This window comes from Fluoribacter gormanii (assembly GCF_900156395.1).
GTDB lineage: Bacteria > Pseudomonadota > Gammaproteobacteria > Legionellales > Legionellaceae > Legionella > Legionella gormanii.
Map to the genome: position 1 here is coordinate 98,257 of NZ_FTNL01000006.1, position 21,128 is coordinate 119,384.

A 21,128-nucleotide genomic window follows, 5' to 3' on the forward strand; every position below is an offset into this window, starting at 1 on the left:
TTTTAAATTTTTTATTGTTATTAGGTTTTTATCTGTTGTTGATAACCTTTTAAAACTGCTAAAAATCAATAGGTTAACTAAAAAATAACTTTGTTGGTAAGCTCTTTTTAAGCCTGTGATCTATTTGTATGTATTTTTATGTTTTGATTTATTCAATGCTTTATTATCACCTTATACCCGGTATTCGATCGTATTTATTCATAGTTAACTTGATCCAATCTGATTTATTTTTTATCTTTTTCTATTCCTTTTAACTATTTTCTAGTCGTTCTTCGTTTAATTCATTTTTAATAGTTAACTTATTGATTTTTTGGTTAATAATATTTCTTTTACACACTCACTGAAAATCAATGACCTCCTGTAATGATTTCAGCTATTTAGGAAGAAACATGTTATTTTTAAAATCTGTTTTGAATGGTGTTGGATCGGGTGCTGGAGTCGCATGGTCATTATTTGGTATCGGTTTTGCCATCATTGGTGGCTCGATCGGTGGTTTTTTTTCTTTAACTCTGGGTATTTTTTCTCTTTTTTTATTTTTGGCTATTGGTACCACCATTTTTTATTATTCACTTAAGCAAACTCAAGATAATGAGCAAATCATTCAAGAGCAATTACAAACAAATCAACAAAAGTTATTGACCGACATTAATGAATATATTGAGAGTGTTCGTCGTTATTTTTCCTATGAACAAAATGGCGAATGCTTTAATGATGTTTTTAAGCGGATTCTTGATACAGATCTTGATAAAATAAGGAGCAAGGATGTTCATTCACCTTTATCTCAAATTCTGTTGCTTCTTAAAGATGAATTCGAAGCAAAACAAACTATCCCCAATACTACTATTATATTAAAGCGCATTGTCCACACAGCTTCTCAGCAACCTGTTCCATTATCTGAGAAGTTTATTTCTGCATTTTTCACTTTTGTTGGCACTTTTGGTTCTATAGCAGGATGTAGCGCTGGACTTTCGGGAGTGTTAACAGGCATGGGCATTTTTTCAAGTTTTGCTGCATTTCCTCTATTGGGTTGGGGTGTTTTAACATTTGCCTTATGCAGTGGGCTTACTTTTGCTCACCAAGCTTTTATTAAGGCGGGAGAAGACTATAATATTAAACTGTTAAATCAAAAATTGAAATGTATGCATCAACAGTTGAGTAAGGCAACTATGGTGCGTAATCTAAATGCTTCATTATTTTATGTTTTCAGAAGACTTGGTATCCAAAACGAGCAAAAAAATGGAGCCGCTCTTCCCGAACAACAACCCTTTATGGATCTTTATTTGCGACAATTATACAAAGGGCAGCCCAAATTGTCTTTTTTACCTTTTCTCACTAGAACTCATGAAAATGTTATTCAAATTCAAGATAAAGCGTCTACTTGTCATAGCGCTGTTTAATAGATGCGTTAAATGGTTCGCAATATTTTTATCGTTTGCTTCGGAAAATATCCACACTTTTTTTGTGGATAACTTTTCTTTATACCCAAGGCTGAGTATAATTTGCTGGCAGCAGCACCTTAGTGTACCGAAGAAATTCTATTTCTCAATTTCATGCGTAGTAATTTCATGCTTAATTATCTTGCTGTCCGGGTGCTTTCAGTGGCATATTTAAATGCTGTGGATAATTAGTTTTATATTCTTTTTACCACCCTTCTTTAATGAGGAGTTATGTTGTGTCAGCATCTGTTTGGCAAAAATGTTTAGGTCTATTGCAAGATGAATATTCTGCTCAACAATTTAATACCTGGTTGCGTCCTTTACAGGCTCATACAGAAGAACAACGTTTCATTTTATTTGCACCCAATCGATTTGTTGTTGATTGGGTAAAGAAGCATTTTTTTGCACGAATTGAAGAGTTGATTAAACAGTTTTGTGGTGACGAGATTAAATCAATTTCCATTGAAATTGGCAGCAAAATTTCTAATACCGAATCTGATTCGAGCTCTGCTGGTTCTGCAAGTTCTTTTTCATCCGAAGTAAATGCATCTGCTCCGGCCAGTTCCGTTGCAATCAAGACCGCTTCTAAGAAAGCTGTTGATTATAAAAGCAGTCACTTAAATAAAAAATTTGTTTTTGAAAGCTTTGTCGAAGGTAATTCCAACCAGCTTGCTCGAGCGGCCTCAATGCAGGTGGCTGAACGACCTGGTGATGCCTATAATCCACTGTTTATTTATGGTGGTGTGGGTTTAGGAAAAACGCATCTGATGCATGCCATTGGTAATGCTATATTGAAAAATAATCCTGATGCCAAGATACTTTATTTACATTCTGAGCGTTTTGTTGCGGATATGGTAAAGGCCATCCAGACGAACTCAATTAATGAATTTAAACGTTTTTATCGTTCTCTAAATGCTTTACTTATCGATGATATCCAGTTTTTTGCGGGTAAAGACCGGTCGCAAGAGGAGTTTTTTCATACCTTTAATGCTTTATTGGAAGGTCAGCAACAAATCATTCTTACGAGTGATCGTTATCCCAAAGAAATTGAAGGTATGGAAGAACGTTTGAAATCTCGATTTGGTTGGGGATTAACCGTTGCTGTAGAACCTCCCGAGCTTGAAACACGTGTTGCTATTTTAATTAGTAAGGCGGAGCAATCGAATATCGAATTGCCTTATGAAGTTGCTTTTTTTATTGCAAAACGTATTCGCTCCAATGTCAGGGAACTTGAGGGTGCATTGCGTCGAGTTATTGCCAACGCCCATTTTACTGGTAAGCCAATTACCATTGAGTTTGTTCACGAAGCTTTGCGTGATCTTTTGGCTTTGCAAGATAAATTAGTTACCATTGAAAATATCCAAAAGACGGTGGCTGAGTATTATAAGGTCAAAGTGGCTGATATATTGTCAAAGCGCCGCAGTCGTTCTATTGCCCGACCTAGACAAATGGCAATGGCTTTAAGCAAAGAGTTAACCAATCACAGCTTGCCTGAAATTGGGGATCATTTTGGAGGTCGTGATCATACAACGGTCATTCATGCCTGCAGAAAAGTTAAGGAATTGGTTCAGGATGACAGCGATTTTGCTGAAGATTATAAAAACTTAATGCGTATTTTGTCTTCTTAATTCAATCGACAGATTTTAACAGACCTATTTTGTGCTTCTGGGAGAATTGTAGAGGAACTCAGGATTAAGAAATTGATCCGGGGCTGAAAATACCGGGTTCCGTTTCGCTTTACCCATGTTATGATGCTGACTATCTATCTCCGGTTAGTGAAGTGGGGGTATGAAGCGATTTTTTTATTGTTATTCTTAGGTTAATATGGAGTTCTATCTTGTTTGAATTCGCTATTAAAAAAGAGGATTTACTTTCTCCACTACTTACAGTCGCAGGCGCTGTTGATAAAAAGCAAACTTTAGCTATTTTGTCTAACTTTTATCTTAAACTATCAGATGCTTCGTTGAATATTACTGCTACTGATTTGGAAATTGAGATTGCCGCTCAAGTACCCTGTGATTCTGGCCAACAGGCTGGAAGTATTACTGTTCCCGCAAAAAAATTTATTGATATTATTCGGTCTTTAGATGACGAACCCAGTCCCAAAGTGATTGTTGATAATTCTCTTTTAACTATTAAACAGGGACGTAGCTCATTCAAATTGACAACCTTACCTGCTGACGGCTATCCCTTGAGCGAAGATGAATGCAACGAGGTTGAATTAACTATTCCTCGGTTGGTTTTATTAAAGTTGTTGCAGTCCACTCATTTTGCAATGGCACAACAAGATGTGCGTGTTTTTCTAAATGGATTATTTCTCGATTTTGAACCGAATCTCATTTCTGCCGTTGCAACAGATGGACATAGGATGGCGATTTGTCGTCATCAATGTTCAAATACCAATGAGAAAAAACTCTTGATTCCTAAAAAGGGAATTCAGGAATTGTTACGTCTTCTTAACAGTATCGAAGATGAAGAGGTGTTATTGGCTGCTGGCAAATCACATTTTAAATTAGTGACACGCCAATTTATGTTTTTGTCAAAACTGATCGAAGCGCGATTTCCTCCTTATACTAAAGCTATTCCTAAAAATCAGGACAAACAGATAATTATTGATTGCTCTGTTTTTAAGCGCTCATTATCACGTATTGTTATTTTGGCTCACGAAAAGTCAAGGGCGGTTATGCTTCATTTACAACCCGGTATGCTCACTTTAATTGCCAATAATAATGAACAAGAAGAAGCCGTTGAATCATTAATTGCTGAAACACAGGGTGATGAGTTAAAGATTGGGTTGAATGCTACTTATTTACTCGATGTGCTTTCTCATTTTGGTGAAGGGCAAATTCGTCTTTCTTTATCGAATACGGATAGTAGTATTTTAATTGAGTCATTAGATGATGATAATTACCAATATATTATTATGCCTATGAAAATATGATCCTTTCTGAATTAAAAGTTCATAACTTACGAAATATTTCATCGGTACATCTTGGCTTAAGTCCCCGATTTAATTTTATATACGGGCCAAATGGAAGTGGCAAAACGTCTATCCTTGAAGGACTTTATTTATTAAGCTGTGGTCATTCATTTCGTTCTCGTGAAATATCGTCAATTATCTCTTATGATCACCGATCTTTAACCGTATTTGCGCGAGCACAGCAACAAGAAACAATCAGTATTCAAAAATCTTATTCTGAACCAACTCAAATCAAATTGAATAATCAATTTTGTTCTACAACGAGCCAATTGGCTTACGCGTTACCTTGTCAGATTTTTTATTCTGATATTTTCCAAATTATTGACGCTGGTCCTTCTGTACGTCGTAGTTTGTTGGATTGGGGATTGTTTCACGTGAAACATGAATATCTTCCGCTATGGAAGGAATATAGAAGAGTTTTAAAACAGCGTAACGCGCTTTTGAAACAACATGCACCTTTATCACATTTTGTTCCATGGGATAAACAGCTAAGTGAATTAGCCAATCAACTTCATGCACTCCGAGAAGCTTATTTTGTGCAATGGGAACATGCATTTATCACGGTGTTAAAGGAATTGTGTCATCTTGATTGTATGATAAGCTATTATAAAGGGTGGGACAAAAAAAGCTCTGGTAAAGAACTGGAGCAAATATTAGCAGAGAATTTTGCTTCGGATAATCAAAAGACTTATACGCAATTTGGTGCACATCAAGCTGATATTCTAATTGAAGTTAATCAAAATAAAGCGAAACAAGTTTTATCGCGAGGCCAGCAAAAAATTATCTTGATTGCATTGCGATTAGCGCAAGCAAATCTTTTACCGCAGGAGTGTTTGTATCTAATTGATGATTTACCTGCTGAGCTCGATGAACGACACCAAAGGAACCTCGTTGAGTATCTTGCTAAACGATCGGGTCAATACGTAATAACTTCTACAACTCATCCTTCAGAACTCATTTCAGTAATTTCAACTCAAGAACATTTAGTTTATCAAATCAATGAAGGCGTATTACAGCAGAAATAATGTTTCACGTGAAACAGATCGCAGCCTGTAAATGCAAATGAGAAGGAAGAAAATCATCGAAAGGAGCGTCTCTATTTCAATGTTTCGTGGCTATAAAGATAGTCGTTATCGATTGTATGTAAAGTTCCTGGATGACATATAAACGCAGCGTAAAATATGCTATTATATCGTATTTAGAACACCACCAATAGGGTAAGAGGACCACCTAATGAGCGTTGATGCCAGTTACGATTCAAATAATATTAAAGTCCTAAAGGGTTTAGATGCAGTAAGAAAAAGACCCGGGATGTATATCGGTGATACGGATGATGGTACAGGTCTGCACCACATGGTTTTTGAAGTTGTTGATAACTCTATAGATGAAGCACTGGCAGGATACTGCAAAGAGATTTTTGTTACTATTCATTCCGATGAGTCAATTAGTGTTAAAGATGATGGACGAGGAATCCCAGTAGATATTCATAAAGAAGAAGGCCGCTCTGCTGCAGAAGTAATCATGACAGTACTTCACGCAGGAGGTAAGTTTGATGATAACTCCTACAAAGTATCAGGTGGATTGCATGGCGTAGGTGTTTCAGTAGTTAATGCCTTATCAGAAGAATTGCATTTGACAGTGCGTCGGCATGGTAAAATTCATGAACAACATTATCGCAATGGTGTTCCAGAGGCACCCATGGCAGAAACAGGCGATGCAACAACGACTGGAACTCAAATTTGGTTTAAACCGAGTGCTGAAACATTCTCTAATATTGAATTTCACTACGATATTTTAGCAAAACGACTCAGAGAATTATCCTATTTAAATTCTGGTGTGTGCATTCATTTGTTTGATGAGCGAAGTCAAAGACAAGATACGTTTCATTATGAAGGTGGGATAAAGGCGTTTGTTGAACATCTTAATAAAAATAAAACCGTCATTATACCAACAGTGTTTTCTATGAGTGCTGAAAAAGATAATATTGTTGTTGAACTTTCTATGCAGTGGAATGATTCTTATCAAGAGACTCTTTATTGTTTTACAAACAATATTCCACAGCGTGACGGTGGAACTCATATGGCTGGATTCAGAGCTGCATTAACTAGAACTTTAAATAATTATATTGAAAGTGAAGGTTATGCTAAAAAAGCCAAAGTATCTCCAACTGGAGATGATGCTCGTGAGGGATTAACAGCAGTTCTTTCCGTTAAAGTACCCGATCCGAAATTTTCATCTCAAACAAAGGATAAGTTAGTATCTTCAGAAGTAAAATCAGTAGTTGAATCGAGTGTTGCCGAGAAATTCAATGATTTCCTTTTAGAAAATCCAGCCTGTGCAAAAGCAATTGTTGCCAAAATAATAGATGCTGCACGAGCAAGAGAAGCAGCGCGACGCGCTCGCGAAATGACTCGTCGTAAAGGCGCATTGGATATCGCTGGATTGCCCGGAAAACTGGCTGATTGCCAAGAAAAAGACCCAGCCTTATCAGAACTATATCTAGTAGAGGGGGACTCTGCAGGTGGTTCGGCAAAACAGGGACGGGATAGAAAATTCCAAGCAATTTTACCGCTCAAAGGAAAGATATTGAATGTCGAAAAAGCACGTTTTGATAAAATGCTTTCATCGCAAGAGGTGGCTACACTGATCACCGCCTTGGGTTGTGGTATAGGTCCCGATGAATATGATCCCGATAAAGTACGTTATCATCGTATTATTATTATGACCGATGCCGACGTCGACGGCTCACACATCAGAACCTTATTGCTGACCTTTTTCTATAGACAGACCCCTGAATTGCTCGAGCGTGGCTACATCTACATTGCTCAGCCCCCGCTCTATAAAGTTAAGCGTGGAAAACAAGAGCAATATGTAAAAGATGATGAAGCATTGTTTGAGTATTTAACACAAAGCGCTTTAGATGGAGCAGCATTCTATCCAGGAAAAGACGCTCCTCCTATTGCTGCTATGGCATTAGAAGATTTGGTGCAACAATATCGACGCGCTGAAAAAATTATCAGACGTTATAAAAGAAGATATCCGACAGATGTCCTAAAACGAGTAGCGTATTTGCCTATATTGCACACTGAAGATTTTAATCAGGAAGAAAAAATAGCAAATTGGTGCAAACAGCTACATTTAAGTTTGCAACAGCTTGGTAGCAAGACTGAGCAATACCAGGTCGAGACGCATGCACTAACGGATACAAACCAATTTATACCAAGAATCATTGTTACCCAGCATGGAATGGATAATTACATCCCTATGAATGCCGAGTTTTTCTACTCTAAAGATTATAAAGAATTAGTTAATCTAGGTTCCAAATTAGCTAGTTTAGTAGAGGAAGGAGCCTATGTTAAACGAGGCGAGAAGGAGTTGACGGTAGAAAATTTTGAACAAGCCTTAAACTGGCTTATGGAAGAAGCCAAAAGAGGTCAGGCTATTCAGCGCTATAAAGGTCTGGGAGAAATGAATCCCGATCAGCTCTGGGAGACAACTATGGATCCCGCCGTACGTCGTATGCTGCAAGTCAGCATTGAAGATGCAGTTGCTGCAGATGCGATTTTCACGACATTAATGGGGGACAATGTTGAGCCTAGACGTGAGTTTATCGAAAGTAATGCATTAGAAGCTGAAAACATAGACGTATAAAGGGTTTCGTGTGAACTCTTAATAGGAAAATTAGTCATCGCAGCCCTGGGTGAAGGCGCAAGCCAGAACCCTGGGACTCTTTGCAAATAAGCCAATTATTTCTGTTGTTCTTAACTTAAAGTACTAACATTGCTACGTATGATGGTGATAAAGGATTTAATTACATCGATATAAGGAGATACAATGAAATTGAAACTAAATGGTTTCCCGCTTAAACTTGTGACACCCGTTGTCCTCGGCTTATTGAGTGCCCAGGCTTATGCATTACCAAAAGCTCCTGGCATAGCGCATCATCCAATCCATTATAAACCAAATACGCCACATTTTATGCCCACAGGTTTAACACCAAGTCAGGTACGAGTTGCTTATGGATTTAATTCAGTGAACTCACAAGGAAAAGGACAAGTTATTGCGATAGTCGATGCTTTTGACGATCCAAAAATTGAAGCAGATTTAGGCGTGTTTTCAAAACATTTCGGTTTACCTGCGTGTACAACAGCAAATGGCTGTTTCAAGAAGATCTATGCAAGTGGTAAAAAGCCAAAAACAGATGCTGGATGGGCTGGAGAAATTGCTCTGGATGTAGAATGGGTACATGCTGTGGCACCTGCAGCAAAAATAATTTTAGTAGAAGCTGCAGATGATAGCATAGATAATTTATTTAAAGCCGTGCAAGTTGCAGTGAAAAATGGAGCTACCGTTGTTTCCATGAGTTGGGGTGGTGATGAGTTTCCTGAAGAAACCTCCTATGATGCACTTTTTAATAATCCAAAGGTTACTTTTGTAGCCTCATCAGGTGATAGCGGTCAGGGTACCCTCTATCCAGCATCATCCCCTTTTGTTATGGCGGTTGGCGGAACGACACTACTTATTGATAACTATGGAAATTATCAAGGAGAAGAGGCATGGTCAGGAAGTGGTGGCGGAGTGAGCAGTGTAGAACCATGGCCTGAGAATCAAAAAAAATTGCCTATTCCAAAATCAAATAATAAGCGGGGAGTTCCAGATGTAGCCTATAATGCAGATCCAGAAACAGGATTTTCAGTTTATAACTCTGTTCCAAGTAGCGATGGTGTAGGTTGGGCCGTAGTGGGTGGTACAAGTGCTGGCGCACCTCAGTGGGCAGGAATCGTGGCAATTACAAATTCACTCTATTCCAAAGTATATGGTACTCATTTCATCAGCGCGATCTATGCGGCTGCAAATCCCAGTACTGGAAAATACCATTATAATTTTAATGATATTACCACTGGAACTAATGGAACATGTGGTTACTACTGTACTGCACATAATGGATATGATTATGTAACGGGATTAGGAACTCCAGAACTTGGCAGTTTAATTCATGACTTAGTAAATTATAAATAAAGATTAGGTCGCATTTGCCAAGCACATGCTGACTCTTGATCCTGTCTTCTGATTAAGAGTCAGTCTAATTTAAAAAAATTAATAGTATCATCTTTGATTTTAATCTTGACCCAAGAACTGATAGATAAAAGAATTAATACCTGTTTAACCGTATTGTTATCCAAAAAATAGATAAAAATCAAGAAAATACATAATTGTTTTGTTTGAGTAATCATAAGCATATATGTATAATCCTCACGCTTTATGAATCCAAATTTTACATACTTTGAGGCGCACATGATTTTTATAATTATTGGAGGAGCTTCTGGCTCCGGGAAGACAGGATTATCCTTGCATCTACTGAACAAGTTAAAGATCAATGGAGTAAGTGCACAAATACTTAATATGGATGATTATTATCGTGAGTGTCCTGAAGAAGTTAATGTTGAAGCATATCGCAGAGATACAAATTTTGATACACCGGAGATGCTTCATTTAGATTTATTAAACGAACATATTGCTTTACTTCATAATGGTACGTCAGTGACCAAACCAGTTTTTGATTTTAAAACGAATCGACGTATAGACAAAGAACAGGTGCATCCATCCGAGGTAATTATTATTGAAGGCATATTTGCGCAGTATTTTTATAAAAAATATTGGTTACCTAATGTGACAGTTGTTACCGCGAATGTTGCAACCGACAGTTATTTAGACATTATTGAGCGTCGGATCAGTCGTGATATTGAGCATCGCGGACGAATTCGTAAAGACTGTCTGAAGCAGGAAAGAAAATATGTTGGTCCTGGTTTCCTAAAATACACAGCAAGCAGTTCTATGGGTGCAGATACTTATGTTACCAATGAACATCGTGATGGGTTGGAAGGTCAAAATGTAATTTTAGATGCTGCAGCGGATGAGATTATTGCTACAGTAAATAAAAAACTGGAAGAGCAAAAGCTGGAGGGAAAGCAGGAGACTGGCGATGATAACGAATCTAAAAATAGCTCACCAAGCGTGCAAGAACTGGTAGCTAAAAGTCATTTACTGGCGGGAACTTTATTTCAAACCCGAAAATTTGAAGGGCATTTTAGCGGCGTTTTCGGTGATTTTAAAGGAACATTCGCTAAGGAATTTACCGAAAAAGAGGAAGAGGAAATCATGGCTCAGTATAAGCCATGAAGATCTAGGGTATGTGAACCGTTTACGGCGACCCAAGTTTGAAGATCCTGTCTTAAGATCAGTAAGCTGTAATGTTCTGGATAAAAATAATCTCTCTTCTTATCAGTAATGGATTGAAGAGAGAAATTTTCTTACGGAGAAATAAGATATATTAAACGGTTAGTGTGCTGCATCCTTGCAGCGGAGTACATCCTATGTACTGGTCCCTGTAGTTTGACTTCCTGTCAGACAATTCCGTGTCGTCCTTTATAGTTAGAGTATAGTCTTTTGGTTGCCGTTGTCATTGCGTGGATAGAGCAACAAAACGTAAGAAATGTCTCAAAGAGGAACACGTGTTGTCTTGGGTTCCTGCTGGGTAATGCAATGAATTCCACCTCCCCCGGCAAATACATCCAGTGCATCGATTTGGGTAATATGATAACCCGGATATAATTGGGTAAATAACTGGTAAGCAGCCTTATCCTGTTGTTCATAACCAAAGGCAGGCATGACAATCCCTTTATTCGCTAAATAAAAATTGATATAGGATAAGGTTAATCGTTCGCCATCAAGGTAAGTCGCTGGTGGTTGTTGTACAGTATAAACCTCTAGCTTTCGACCCTTTGCATCAGTTGTCGATTTAAGGATTTCCAGATTTTCGTGTAACGCAGCGTAGTTGGGATCTTCTTTGTCCTGGGTTATAAGGCATAAAACTTTTCCCGGAGCAATAAAGCAGGCAATTTCATCGACATGACCATCGGTCTCATCACCTAACAATCCTTTGTTTAACCAGATAATTTTTTGAGTACCAAGAAAATCATTCAGGTAGTTTTCAATCTCTTGTTGGCTGAGTTGGGGATTGCGATTCTCATTGAGCAGGCATTCACGAGTCGTTAACACTGTTCCTTCGCCATCTACATGGAATGAACCGCCCTCCATAACCAGGGGGGCTGAAAAGGATAAAGCATGGGTTCGTGCCATGATTGCCGCTGCAATTTGGTTATCCAGCGCACAATCTTGATAGTTACCACCCCAAGCATTATGAATCCAATCGACACCGGCTAATTGATGATTTTGGTTTAGCAAAAAGGTTGGTCCGGTATCCCTTGTCCATGAGTCATTGATGGGAAGGGTGAATAAGGTAATTCCATCGCCACATAAGCGTTGCGCCGATTCTTCGTCACCTGGATTGACTATCATAGTCACGGGTTCATACTGAGCGATGGCTTGAGCAACGCGAGCATAAGCTGCCCGTGCCTTTTGCAGACCTATTTTAGACCAGGTTTCAACATGACAAGGCCATGCCATCCAGCAGCGTTCATGTGGATGCCACTCAGCGGGCATGAAAAATCCACTTTGTTTTGGTGTCATCTTATCTTCTCCGAATGTTTTCGTCTAAATAGGTTAATTGAGAAAAAATGCTTCTTAATTCATTTAAATATAAAAGCGTTGTTTCTTTAGGTAGTTCGGCTTGAATTAATTGCTTTTCATAAGATTGAACGAGTTTCTTGGTATCAAAATGAGCAAGATTCAAAACATTGGTTACCGTATCGCCATAAACCAAATCATTGAGCTCAAACTGTCCATCATCAAAGAGTTTGACATCCAGTGAGTTAGTATCTCCGAATAAATTATGCAAATTTCCTAATATTTCCTGGTATGCACCAACCAGAAAAAAGCCGAGAGAGTAAGGATTGTTAGTATCGTAGGGAGGCAACATTAATGTTGAGTTGACACAAGAACTGCCAAGATATTCTTTGATGGTGCCATCCGAATCACAGGTTAAATCTTGTAACACACTGTGCATGACGGGTGTTTCTGTAAGTTGTGAAATAGGAGCAATTGGAAATATTTGTCCTATAGCCCAAGCATCCGGAATCGATTGGAAAAACGAGATATTGCAAAAAACTTTAACCGCCATGTCTTCATTGATTTTTGCCAATAACGCTTCTTCTGTAGGATTCTCTAAATTGAGCCGTGTTTTAAGTTCCAGGCATATATTGGTATAAAACGCCTCTACTTTAGCCTTTTCCTGTAAGCTAATAACCCCATGCTTAAACAAGGAATGGGCCTCATTTAATGAATGTTCTGCATAGTTATAGATTTCAATGGGTGAGCTTGCGGTAATTGAATGATAGGTGTCATAAATATCGCGAATCACATGCGAATCTTCATTAGTAATTTCCGGAAGAGAGGGAGACTTACTAACTATTTCTATGTCACTAATATCAGAAATTAAAACGGCGTGATGGGCGGTTAATGCTCTACCTGATTCTGAAATAATATTGGGTTCTGGAACATTTGCTTCCTGACACAAATATTGAATGGCGAGGAGAATATGGGTGGCATATTCGCGCAAGCTGTAGTTCATGGAACAACCCTGATTTGAATGGGTTCCTTCATAATCCACGCTGAGTCCTCCGCCCACATCAATCGTATCTATTGGTGCATTCAGTTGGCGTAGCTCGACATAGTAACGCGATACTTCCTGCATGCAGTGACGAATGTCATGAATATTGGCTATTTGTGACCCCAAATGACAATGCATCAGCTGCAGGCAGTCGAGCATGTCATGGGCCTTCAGTTTATTCACTAACTCGAGTACTTGCTTTGCGGTAAGGCCAAATTTGGATTTCACACCGCCGGTATGCTCCCATTTTCCAGCGCTTTTAGTAATTAAACGGATGCGAACGCCAAGAGAGGGCTTTACTTTCAAGCGAGCTGATTCTTTTAAAATAATATCCAGCTCGGAAATTTTTTCAATAACAATAAAGACCTTATGCCCCATTTGTTGGGCGATTAACGCGGTACGAATATAATAGCTGTCCTTATAACCATTACATACTATGGTGCTATTTTGTTGATTGCCCAGCATGCCAATGACTGCCATGAGTTCGGGTTTTGAGCCTGCTTCCAGTCCTATAGAGTGATTGGGTGACTTCAATAATTCGCGAACAACACTTTGCTCCTGGTTTACTTTAATGGGATAAACCAGTTTGTAGTGCCCGGTATATTCATTCTCTTCTATGGCCTGAGAAAATGCTTCATAAATGCGATGCACGCGGTCATGCAAGATATCAGAGCAGCGAATTAGAAGCGGTAAATGCAATCCTGCTCTACTTGCAGCATTAACAATAGCCTGCAACTCGACACCAGGTTTTCCTGGTGCCTTACTCATTTCAATATTCCCTTCGGCATTAATACTGAAGTATCCCTCACCCCAGTTGTTGATGTTATATAAATTTTCTTCAGATGGTGCACTGATGTTCATAATGTCGATATTCCAAAGGGATTAACGTGAGGTTACAAGTTCATGGTAGGTTGAAGGCTCTCGCTGTTGTGCAAAAGGAAACAGTCTTCCCCACAATGCACGTTGACTAAAGTCTAATTCTGCAACGAGAACGGCCGGTTTGTCGCGAGATGCTTGCGCCAAAATTTCTCCCATGGGCGTGCTAATGAAGCTGCTACCATAAAATTCTAATCCATCTTCACAACCAATTCTATTGGCGGCAATGATAAAAGTATTGCTCATAATTCCCTGGGCAACCATAACCTTTTGCCACATGGGTTGCGTATCTATTTCCGGAGCAGTGGGCTCTCCACCTATTGCGGTAGGATATACCAAAATTTCTGCACCTTTTAGACCATAAATTCGTGACAACTCTGGAAACCATTGATCATAACAGGTTGGTAATCCCCATTGATGTCCGGCGATTTGATGAACTGGGTAATTAGAGTCCCCTGGTTTAAAGTAAAAATTTTCATGGTATTTTTCCCCACTGGGGATATGTTGCTTTCGAGTTATTGCAATAAGCTCTCCCTTATTATTGTAGGCCACCGCAGTGTTATAACCTGCTTTTTCAAATAGGGAGGCGGTAATGCATAGATTATATGCTTTTGCCATTTTACTGACGAATTGGGCGGTAGGGCCGGTATGAATATCCTCCATAAAAGGAGTAGGATCAACATCTGAACGCGTGCAGAAATAAGGGCTTAGGGTGAGTTCTTGCAAACAAACGACAGCTGCTCCTTGTTGTGCTGCAGCATCGATTCCGGAAGTCAGTTTGTCTTGATGTTCTTTAGGGTTTTCGTGCCATTTTTCTTGAACTAATGCGACAGTCAGTTTTTCTTGTGTCATTAACTTACCTCTCTTGAAATTAAGGATCAAAAAAAAGCGCCCTTACTTTGTAAGGGCAGGTGTATTTAAAACCAAGTGTTAGTGGGTGAACCATCGTGTGCGCCTTCATATTCTTCCTCTTCGCTAAAGTCAGAGAGTTCTTCTTCGTCAGCATCACTACTTGATTCAAGTTCTTCCTTGGTTTGTATTGTTCTGCTCGACATGTTGAACGAGCTCTTAAACAAGCTATTGGGATTGGTAGCTTGAGATTCATTTTTCTTTTGCTCAATGCTTTCTTTTGCACTCATGGAATCAGCTATGAGCTTGAACGGATTGGTTTCATCAAATGCTTCAGTGTGTAACAATTCCAAGTTACGTTTGATTGAGGCTTGAGTCTGAGATTCAAGAGCACCTAATTTTTCTCCGATTTTTACTTCATGACCTTTCAATAAAGTGCGAAACAGATTAACGAACATCTTGCAAGTCTCTTTATTGAAATCGCGACTTGTAAAAAATTTCTCTGGAGCATCTCCTAATAACAAGCGTTCAATATTTCGACGCAGCATGAATGCAATCTGAGTTTTTTCTGCAAGAATATGCTTGGGGAAGGCGGTACTTATGTTATGAGCGATATGACTTCGCTCGTGTTCCGGTGTACATAAGGCGAATCGTTCGGCAATGGCTGATTCATTACTTTCCAATACTTGCTCAGCGAGCGCGCTAAAACGATGAAAAGGAGCAGGATTAAATTCTTTGCCTGAAAATAACGCGTGTGGCTCTTTATTTCGAGGATCAAGCAATGATGTAATACGCTGTCTGACTTGATAGGCTTCCGTAATTACCGAATGAAATGTTTCTTCGCTGGTAGCCAAATTACCCAATGACTTAATATGATGGCCATATTGTTTGAACATTGAGTCAGGGCAGGCAGCAATGATCTTGGTAGCAAGAGAGACTTGTTCTTTGGCGCTTAATGCGTTGAGCTCCTTAGCATTCTTTGCCAATGCGTCACCATCGCTCAGATGCTCGTAGGGATTTTTTAGCGTAGTTAATTCGATACGAGTAAATGCCATTTAATCCTCCTTAATGAAGATGAGAAAGTGTAATGAACAATTATACAAAGGAGTTTCTCCAGCAAAAATGATAAATGTTATCTCCTTTGTTCTCTTCCGGCATAAGTAACCGAAATTCCTTTTTGACTAGAATTCAGAGTTAAATTTGCAAACTATAGTAACGGATTAAAATCGAACTGTCATGAAATTAATCTAAAGTTTTATCAAAAAATGTCGAATAAGTGATCAGATGCATGTTTTGCCTTTAATAAATACAATAACAACAAGGAGTGGGCAATGTCTAAAACTCATTTACTACAAGACCCCTTTTTAAATGAATTACGTAAAGAAAAGGTGCCTGTATCTATCTTTTTGGTAAACGGAATCAAATTACACGGTATCGTGGATTCTTTTGATCAATATGTGGTCATGCTGAAAAACTCGATCACCCAAATGGTTTACAAGCATGCAATTTCTACAGTCGTTCCTTCACGCGCAATAAAAATGCCAGCTGATGAGGAAAACTCTGGAAATGAAGGGGCGGAGGAAGGCTAGTAACTTGAATGTGCCATATACTTTACTACCATTAAGCTAGGTCCATATGTGCGAAAAGTTGTCATCCCCGCGAAGGCGGGGATCCATGCTTAAAAGAGGCGCAGTGCTATTTCTAGAAATAGATTACCGCCTTCGCGGGAATGACAAAGGTTTTTAATTTAAGGGTAGCTGCGGTAAGCCTTGAGAGTTGTTTAGCTAAGCTAATCTCCAGGTTGACTTCATTTCATTATTAATGATATTTGGCGTATTTTAAGCATAGCTCACAGAATAATCCAGCTCTTCTTGTTTTTTCGGGATTTGGCTGTGGACATTCTCAACATCAGTTCTAAATGCAGTCAGTTTTGCATTTAGTGATTTCCCATGATCTTCGCCTTCTTTGCTTCTTGGCGAGAAATTTTTAAGGCCTATGTCGATCTTCTCACGCAATTGCGAATGTGTGCTATTCACTTCCTCGACGTCATTAATTGGCGCCTTTTGATAGGCTTGCAATGCTGCTTGCAGCTCCTCGAGGTATTCTTCTCTTTTTTGTGACTCTGTTTTATAACCAAAGCACCCTAATACTAAAGCTGCAGCAGAGCTGAAAAAATCTCTGAAGGCGAAGGTGCTCTTTCGTTCTTTTAGATAATTGTCAAAAATAGATTCTTCCCCAAAGTATCTTGTTTTCAACTCAGCTCGAGCTTGTCCAAATTGTTCTGTGCTCTTAGTTGCCTTCTCAATCGCCTCATTAATTGCTTGCTTAGTTCCTAACTCATCATAAGCCATTTTAAAAGTATTGAGTTTAGCCTTTAATTCTTCTAGGCGTTCTATTTTTGCCTGGATCTCAGGCTCTCTAGTCTCACGCTCACTGATATAGTTCAGAAGGGTCACGAGTTCGCTTTCCTCAAATTCTTTAATGTCGGAGAAAAGCTTTTGTCTTGCTTGCGCTGCATTTGGAGACAATTTTTTTTCCCTTTCTTTAAATCCTTCATATCCAGCAATAACATGATCTAAGTGCTCTAAAATACTGTCCTTATCTTTTTGGTCCTCTTGGGCTTCTAAATCTGCAAAAAGGGTCGGAAGAGAGTGTCCTCCGTTTAACGTTATCAACGTATAAATCTCTTCACCAGTAAGCTTTAATGGATCCGTATTTCGTTGTTTTTTAATCATTTCGAGATTTTCTTGAAATAGGTCCGGATCATTGATCTTTACTGGCTCAGATTTTCCATATGATATGTAATAAAGTTGACTAGCCTCTTTGCTATAGATATAGCATTTTTTATATGTTCCAAGTTTATCGTTATCAAACTCCTCCTTAGTAGGTAAGTCATCCAGCAAATGGAGGTCACACCCTTCTTTAGGAGAAGGCTTATAGAGCATTTTAAAATAACCAATTTTGTAATGCATTTGGAGCACTGGTTCACGTTCTTTTTTCACAGCAGGATTGTTATTTATAAGAATTCTAGTTAAAGAAATGCCCAAGTCACTTTGTTCAAAGAGCTCAATCTCTTTTAGTAATTTTCTTCGAGCTAACACCATGTTTGGTTCACATGCATCGACCCTCCTATCCAATTCAGCATAGACGAAATTAATTTTTGGTAAGTGCTCCAAATCCTCAATACTATTTTTTACTTGGGTAAGTCCTTGAAGCATTTCCTTTGTTGCTTCAACTTTCTTCTTCACAAGCTCATTGGAGTTCTCCATAATGACCGTCAATTGCGGTTCAATTTCGTTTTCGAAATGTTTAATTTGCTCGTACAGCTCACCTCTTTCGTCTGGGCTCATGTGTTCTAACAAACTAGCCTTTTGTAATAACTCGGTGCTTTTTATTTGAGTGACGGCAAGTTCTTTGAGTTGTAACAGTGTGTTTTGTTTCTCAGCAATTTTAATGCTCAGCGTAGCATAGGTATTCTCGATTCCTTTATCCTCCAAAGAGGCGGTAAGCTGTTTTTTTAGATCTTGGAACTCAGAAGCCAATTCAGGACTAGGAGGTACCTGTTTCCATTTTTTTTCTAATGAGTTGATAGTTTCTTGTACTTGCTTAATCAATTCTGCAACTGATTTTTCCCAATATGTTTTCCTCTCAGTTAAAGGACGACCAATCGTATTTAGTTGTTCCTCAAGATCCGCTGATTGGGCCAATAATTCTTCTTTAGCAAGATGGGCAAGATTTTGAAATAATTGATCGAAATTAGCTACGCTTTCCCCAATATCAGCAAGTTCATATTCAAGTTTGAGCATATCTGATGCCAAGACTGCTTGCTGATTACTAAATTCATCATGTTGCATAGTCAAGTCGGCTTGTTTAACTTTTTGTTCTAATTCTGATTTTCCTTTGTTCAAAATATCTAATAGTTCATTTGTTTCTTCTTGCTCTTTTTGTAATTGTTCTTGTTGGGTTTTTAGTAAACCTAATTGTATTCCACCTGCATTTTTTTGATGAGTGGCCTTTTGATAGGACTTTTGTAGACTCCAAAGGTTTTCTTCGGCAATCGATTCACTCCCCGGTTGTTCATCCTGACCTTCAAGTTTAATCTTTAATTCCTTATCGATAAGTTCAATTTTGTCTTCGATGTCCTTAGAAACCTTTTGGAAATCTGATTCATATTGTTTTAATCCTAAAAGATAACTTGCCCAATCAATCCCATAAGTTAAATTTGCACCATAGTACGCGTTACCGTTTTGCGCTCTTAGATACAAGTTGTCATAAAACTCATTTGATCCACACTCCAAATATTTTATTAACTCCGCTTGCGGGATTTTATCCGCGGGGATGTAGAAGCCCTTGTGCTCACTTAAATCTTTCTTAAATTGTGTTAATTTTTCCTTGGCTTTTAATAAAAATAGCTCACGATGCTTTCTCTTAATTTGGAGCTGTTTGATAGAATCTGTTTCCTGTTTGATTGCTTGTTGAGTTGTGCTAATCTTACTTGCTATTTCTGTTAGTTGAGACTTATGAGCTTCCTTAGAAGATAAAGCTCTTTCATATCTAACTTGGGTTCTATGGTAGTCATAATTAACGTGACTTGAATGTTTTTTAGAGTCTGCTTTTTTTTGAAATGTTTCTTGAATACGACTAGAGGCTTGCTTGGTGGCCCCGTCTCGGTTGAATTTTATTAATTCACGATTAATGCGGCTTTTCTCCAATGTTGCTGTTTGTATTAATTTATTAACTGCATTGATTTGACTTTCCATTTCTGTGAGCAGCTGTTTTTGCTTCTCACTACGAGCTTTTTTAAAGATATCTTGATAGGGAAATTCTTCAGGCCATGCTGGCAAAGCATCATTTAAATCTGTAGATGCCAACTTTTCCTTTCCTTTAACCAGTTTATCGTGGTAGTCATTAAGTTCCTTTAAAGCCTTATCATAAGCGTCTCTATTAGCCGTTAATTTCACGCTATTGTCTGCATCTGTCGATAAAACAACGTCCAAGCTTATCTCAGGAAACTCACCTGTGACACAAGGAGGTTTGGAGATAGTATCTGGCCATAATGCTTTATCGTTATCAATATGATGTTTTAATAATTTAACGTTTTCAATACAAACGCTAAGGAGTCCTTTTTCCGGAAGTAGACTTGAAATGTAACATTCAGCTTTTAACTTGTTAGCATGACTTACACCGCTCTTATAAGTTTTTTCCAGGTCGAGCCCAATTTTACTCGTATATACTTCGACGTCTAGATCAATTTGTCCAGCGAACTCTCGGCTTGTCTCTTTTATTATTAAAGCTGACTTCTGATCAGAATCTCGTGCAGCTAAAGCTCGGGTAATGGGTGTTGATCTAATTTCTTCGGGTAGGTTCATTTCATCATTTTCTTTTTTCCATTTCTCATTAAAATCAGCAAAATTTTGAGTTGCTTCGTCAAATTCGCTAAGCTTTTGCACTAGCTCCATACGCAGTGCTTCCAATTTTTTGAGATGCTCTTCTAATTCTATGGTTCCAGAAGGTGGCACTTCTCTTATAATCGGCATAGCTTTAAAAAAGAGTTGTTCATCTTCCTTGAATTTTTTTTCTAAAGATCTAATGCTACTATCCCAGATATGCCATTGTTGCATTTTCATTTGATAAAATCGTGCATTCTCAAAAACTTCTTCGGGGTTGGAGTGGAGTTCGTAAATTTTTATTCGCCAATCCAAAGTTATTTTCAAACTTCGCAAAAGGCTTTCGGCTGGTTTTCGAACTTTTCCCACTACTGGAATTTTTTCCGGAAGCTCTGAAAGTGCCTGCTCACTCAGCGCAGTTGTCAAGAATCTCTGTAGCGCCAATCCTACTTGATAGGTTCGATCATCAAAAATTTGGGGAACCCAGGTAGAATCCAGAGCATTAAAGGACTGACTGATAGTTGTGCTATTTGTTATTGCAGAACGATATCCACCACTGACATTGGTAATATTAAAAACTGCTTGCAATACCTGGTTTGAATACTCATCCATTTGCTCTTGGGTCGCAAGCATTTTTTGCTTCTCAATATTTTTCTTTGCGTCCTCATCATATTCTTTCATGGTGACCGTTTGAGGTGGCTGGATAGAGTCTGGCCAAAATTTTGGGTTCACAAACAATAAAGCTGGGAGCTCTTTGTTTAATGCCTCAGTTCTGGTGGGTAATGCTGTGCCTCTATTGATTGTTATCAATTCGACCTGAAGCTTTTCTATCGCTGCGAATATTGTCTTACTCATTCGGATTACCCTTGGTTAGTCTCTGCTTACTTCCTGCTCATTCAATCCAGCCTTCTTTGCTCTTATTATAATTCTTGTATGTTAATTTAATATTAACAGCCTGACGTGTTTTGATCAAATTTTTTATAAACTGGTAAATTATTGTTGCATTGATGTCTAAAAATTTATCGGGAAGG

13 protein-coding genes are annotated in these 21,128 nt (G+C 38.5%); 8 read left to right on the plus strand and 5 right to left on the minus strand.

The window, feature by feature from the left end; genetic code table 11:
• Positions 1–389 precede the first annotated feature (389 nt).
• From BW930_RS05615 to BW930_RS05650, 7 genes are all read left to right on the plus strand, one after another.
• Positions 390–1,397 (plus strand): hypothetical protein, encoded by a 1,008-nt coding sequence (locus tag BW930_RS05615; RefSeq protein WP_058469290.1) that lies wholly within the window; start codon positions 390–392, stop codon positions 1,395–1,397.
• A 275-nt stretch (positions 1,398–1,672) separates the two neighbouring features.
• Positions 1,673–3,064, plus strand: coding sequence for a chromosomal replication initiator protein DnaA (gene dnaA, locus BW930_RS05620; protein WP_058469289.1), 1,392 nt, complete (start codon positions 1,673–1,675; stop codon positions 3,062–3,064).
• Positions 3,065–3,273: 209 nt separating this feature from the next.
• Positions 3,274–4,377 (plus strand): DNA polymerase III subunit beta, encoded by a 1,104-nt coding sequence (dnaN, locus tag BW930_RS05625; RefSeq protein WP_058469288.1) that lies wholly within the window; start codon positions 3,274–3,276, stop codon positions 4,375–4,377.
• The gene (gene recF, locus BW930_RS05630) at positions 4,374–5,441 is read left to right on the plus strand and encodes a DNA replication/repair protein RecF (protein WP_058469287.1); all 1,068 of its coding nucleotides are present in this window, start codon (positions 4,374–4,376) and stop codon (positions 5,439–5,441) included. Before dnaN ends, recF begins: the two co-directional genes overlap by 4 nt.
• A 208-nt stretch (positions 5,442–5,649) precedes the next feature.
• The gene (gene gyrB, locus BW930_RS05635; RefSeq protein WP_058469286.1) at positions 5,650–8,067 is read left to right on the plus strand and encodes a DNA topoisomerase (ATP-hydrolyzing) subunit B; all 2,418 of its coding nucleotides are present in this window, start codon (positions 5,650–5,652) and stop codon (positions 8,065–8,067) included.
• Positions 8,068–8,250: 183 nt separating this feature from the next.
• The gene (locus BW930_RS05640; RefSeq protein WP_058469285.1) at positions 8,251–9,435 is read left to right on the plus strand and encodes a S53 family peptidase; all 1,185 of its coding nucleotides are present in this window, start codon (positions 8,251–8,253) and stop codon (positions 9,433–9,435) included.
• Between the two features lie 276 nt (positions 9,436–9,711).
• A complete protein-coding gene (locus BW930_RS05650) occupies positions 9,712–10,596 on the plus strand; it encodes a uridine kinase family protein (RefSeq protein ID WP_058469283.1) in 885 nt (294 codons plus the stop codon).
• A gap of 318 nt (positions 10,597–10,914) precedes the next feature.
• Here BW930_RS05650 and BW930_RS05655 read toward each other — a convergent pair whose 3' ends face one another.
• The 4 genes from BW930_RS05655 to BW930_RS05670 all read right to left on the minus strand — a co-directional run bounded on the left by BW930_RS05655 (position 10,915) and on the right by BW930_RS05670 (position 15,765).
• Positions 10,915–11,946: an agmatine deiminase family protein gene (locus BW930_RS05655; protein WP_058469282.1), complete on the minus strand. Its 1,032-nt coding sequence runs from the start codon at positions 11,944–11,946 to the stop codon at positions 10,915–10,917.
• Between the two features lies 1 nt (position 11,947).
• Complete coding sequence (gene speA / locus BW930_RS05660; RefSeq protein ID WP_058469281.1) at positions 11,948–13,846, minus strand: biosynthetic arginine decarboxylase; 1,899 nt, start codon at positions 13,844–13,846, stop codon at positions 11,948–11,950.
• 21 nt (positions 13,847–13,867) lie between these two features.
• A complete protein-coding gene (locus tag BW930_RS05665; protein WP_058469280.1) occupies positions 13,868–14,713 on the minus strand; it encodes a nitrilase-related carbon-nitrogen hydrolase in 846 nt (281 codons plus the stop codon).
• Positions 14,714–14,778: 65 nt separating this feature from the next.
• The gene (locus BW930_RS05670) at positions 14,779–15,765 is read right to left on the minus strand and encodes a lpg0008 family Dot/Icm T4SS effector (protein WP_058469279.1); all 987 of its coding nucleotides are present in this window, start codon (positions 15,763–15,765) and stop codon (positions 14,779–14,781) included.
• Positions 15,766–16,041: 276 nt separating this feature from the next.
• Here BW930_RS05670 and hfq point away from each other — a divergent pair, with 276 nt between their 5' ends.
• Complete coding sequence (gene hfq / locus BW930_RS05675) at positions 16,042–16,299, plus strand: RNA chaperone Hfq (RefSeq protein ID WP_058469278.1); 258 nt, start codon at positions 16,042–16,044, stop codon at positions 16,297–16,299.
• Positions 16,300–16,548: 249 nt separating this feature from the next.
• Here hfq and BW930_RS05680 read toward each other — a convergent pair whose 3' ends face one another.
• Entirely contained in the window at positions 16,549–20,952 is a 4,404-nt protein-coding gene (locus BW930_RS05680) for a coiled-coil domain-containing protein (RefSeq protein WP_058469277.1), read from the minus strand.
• Between the last annotated feature and the right edge of the window lie 176 nt (positions 20,953–21,128).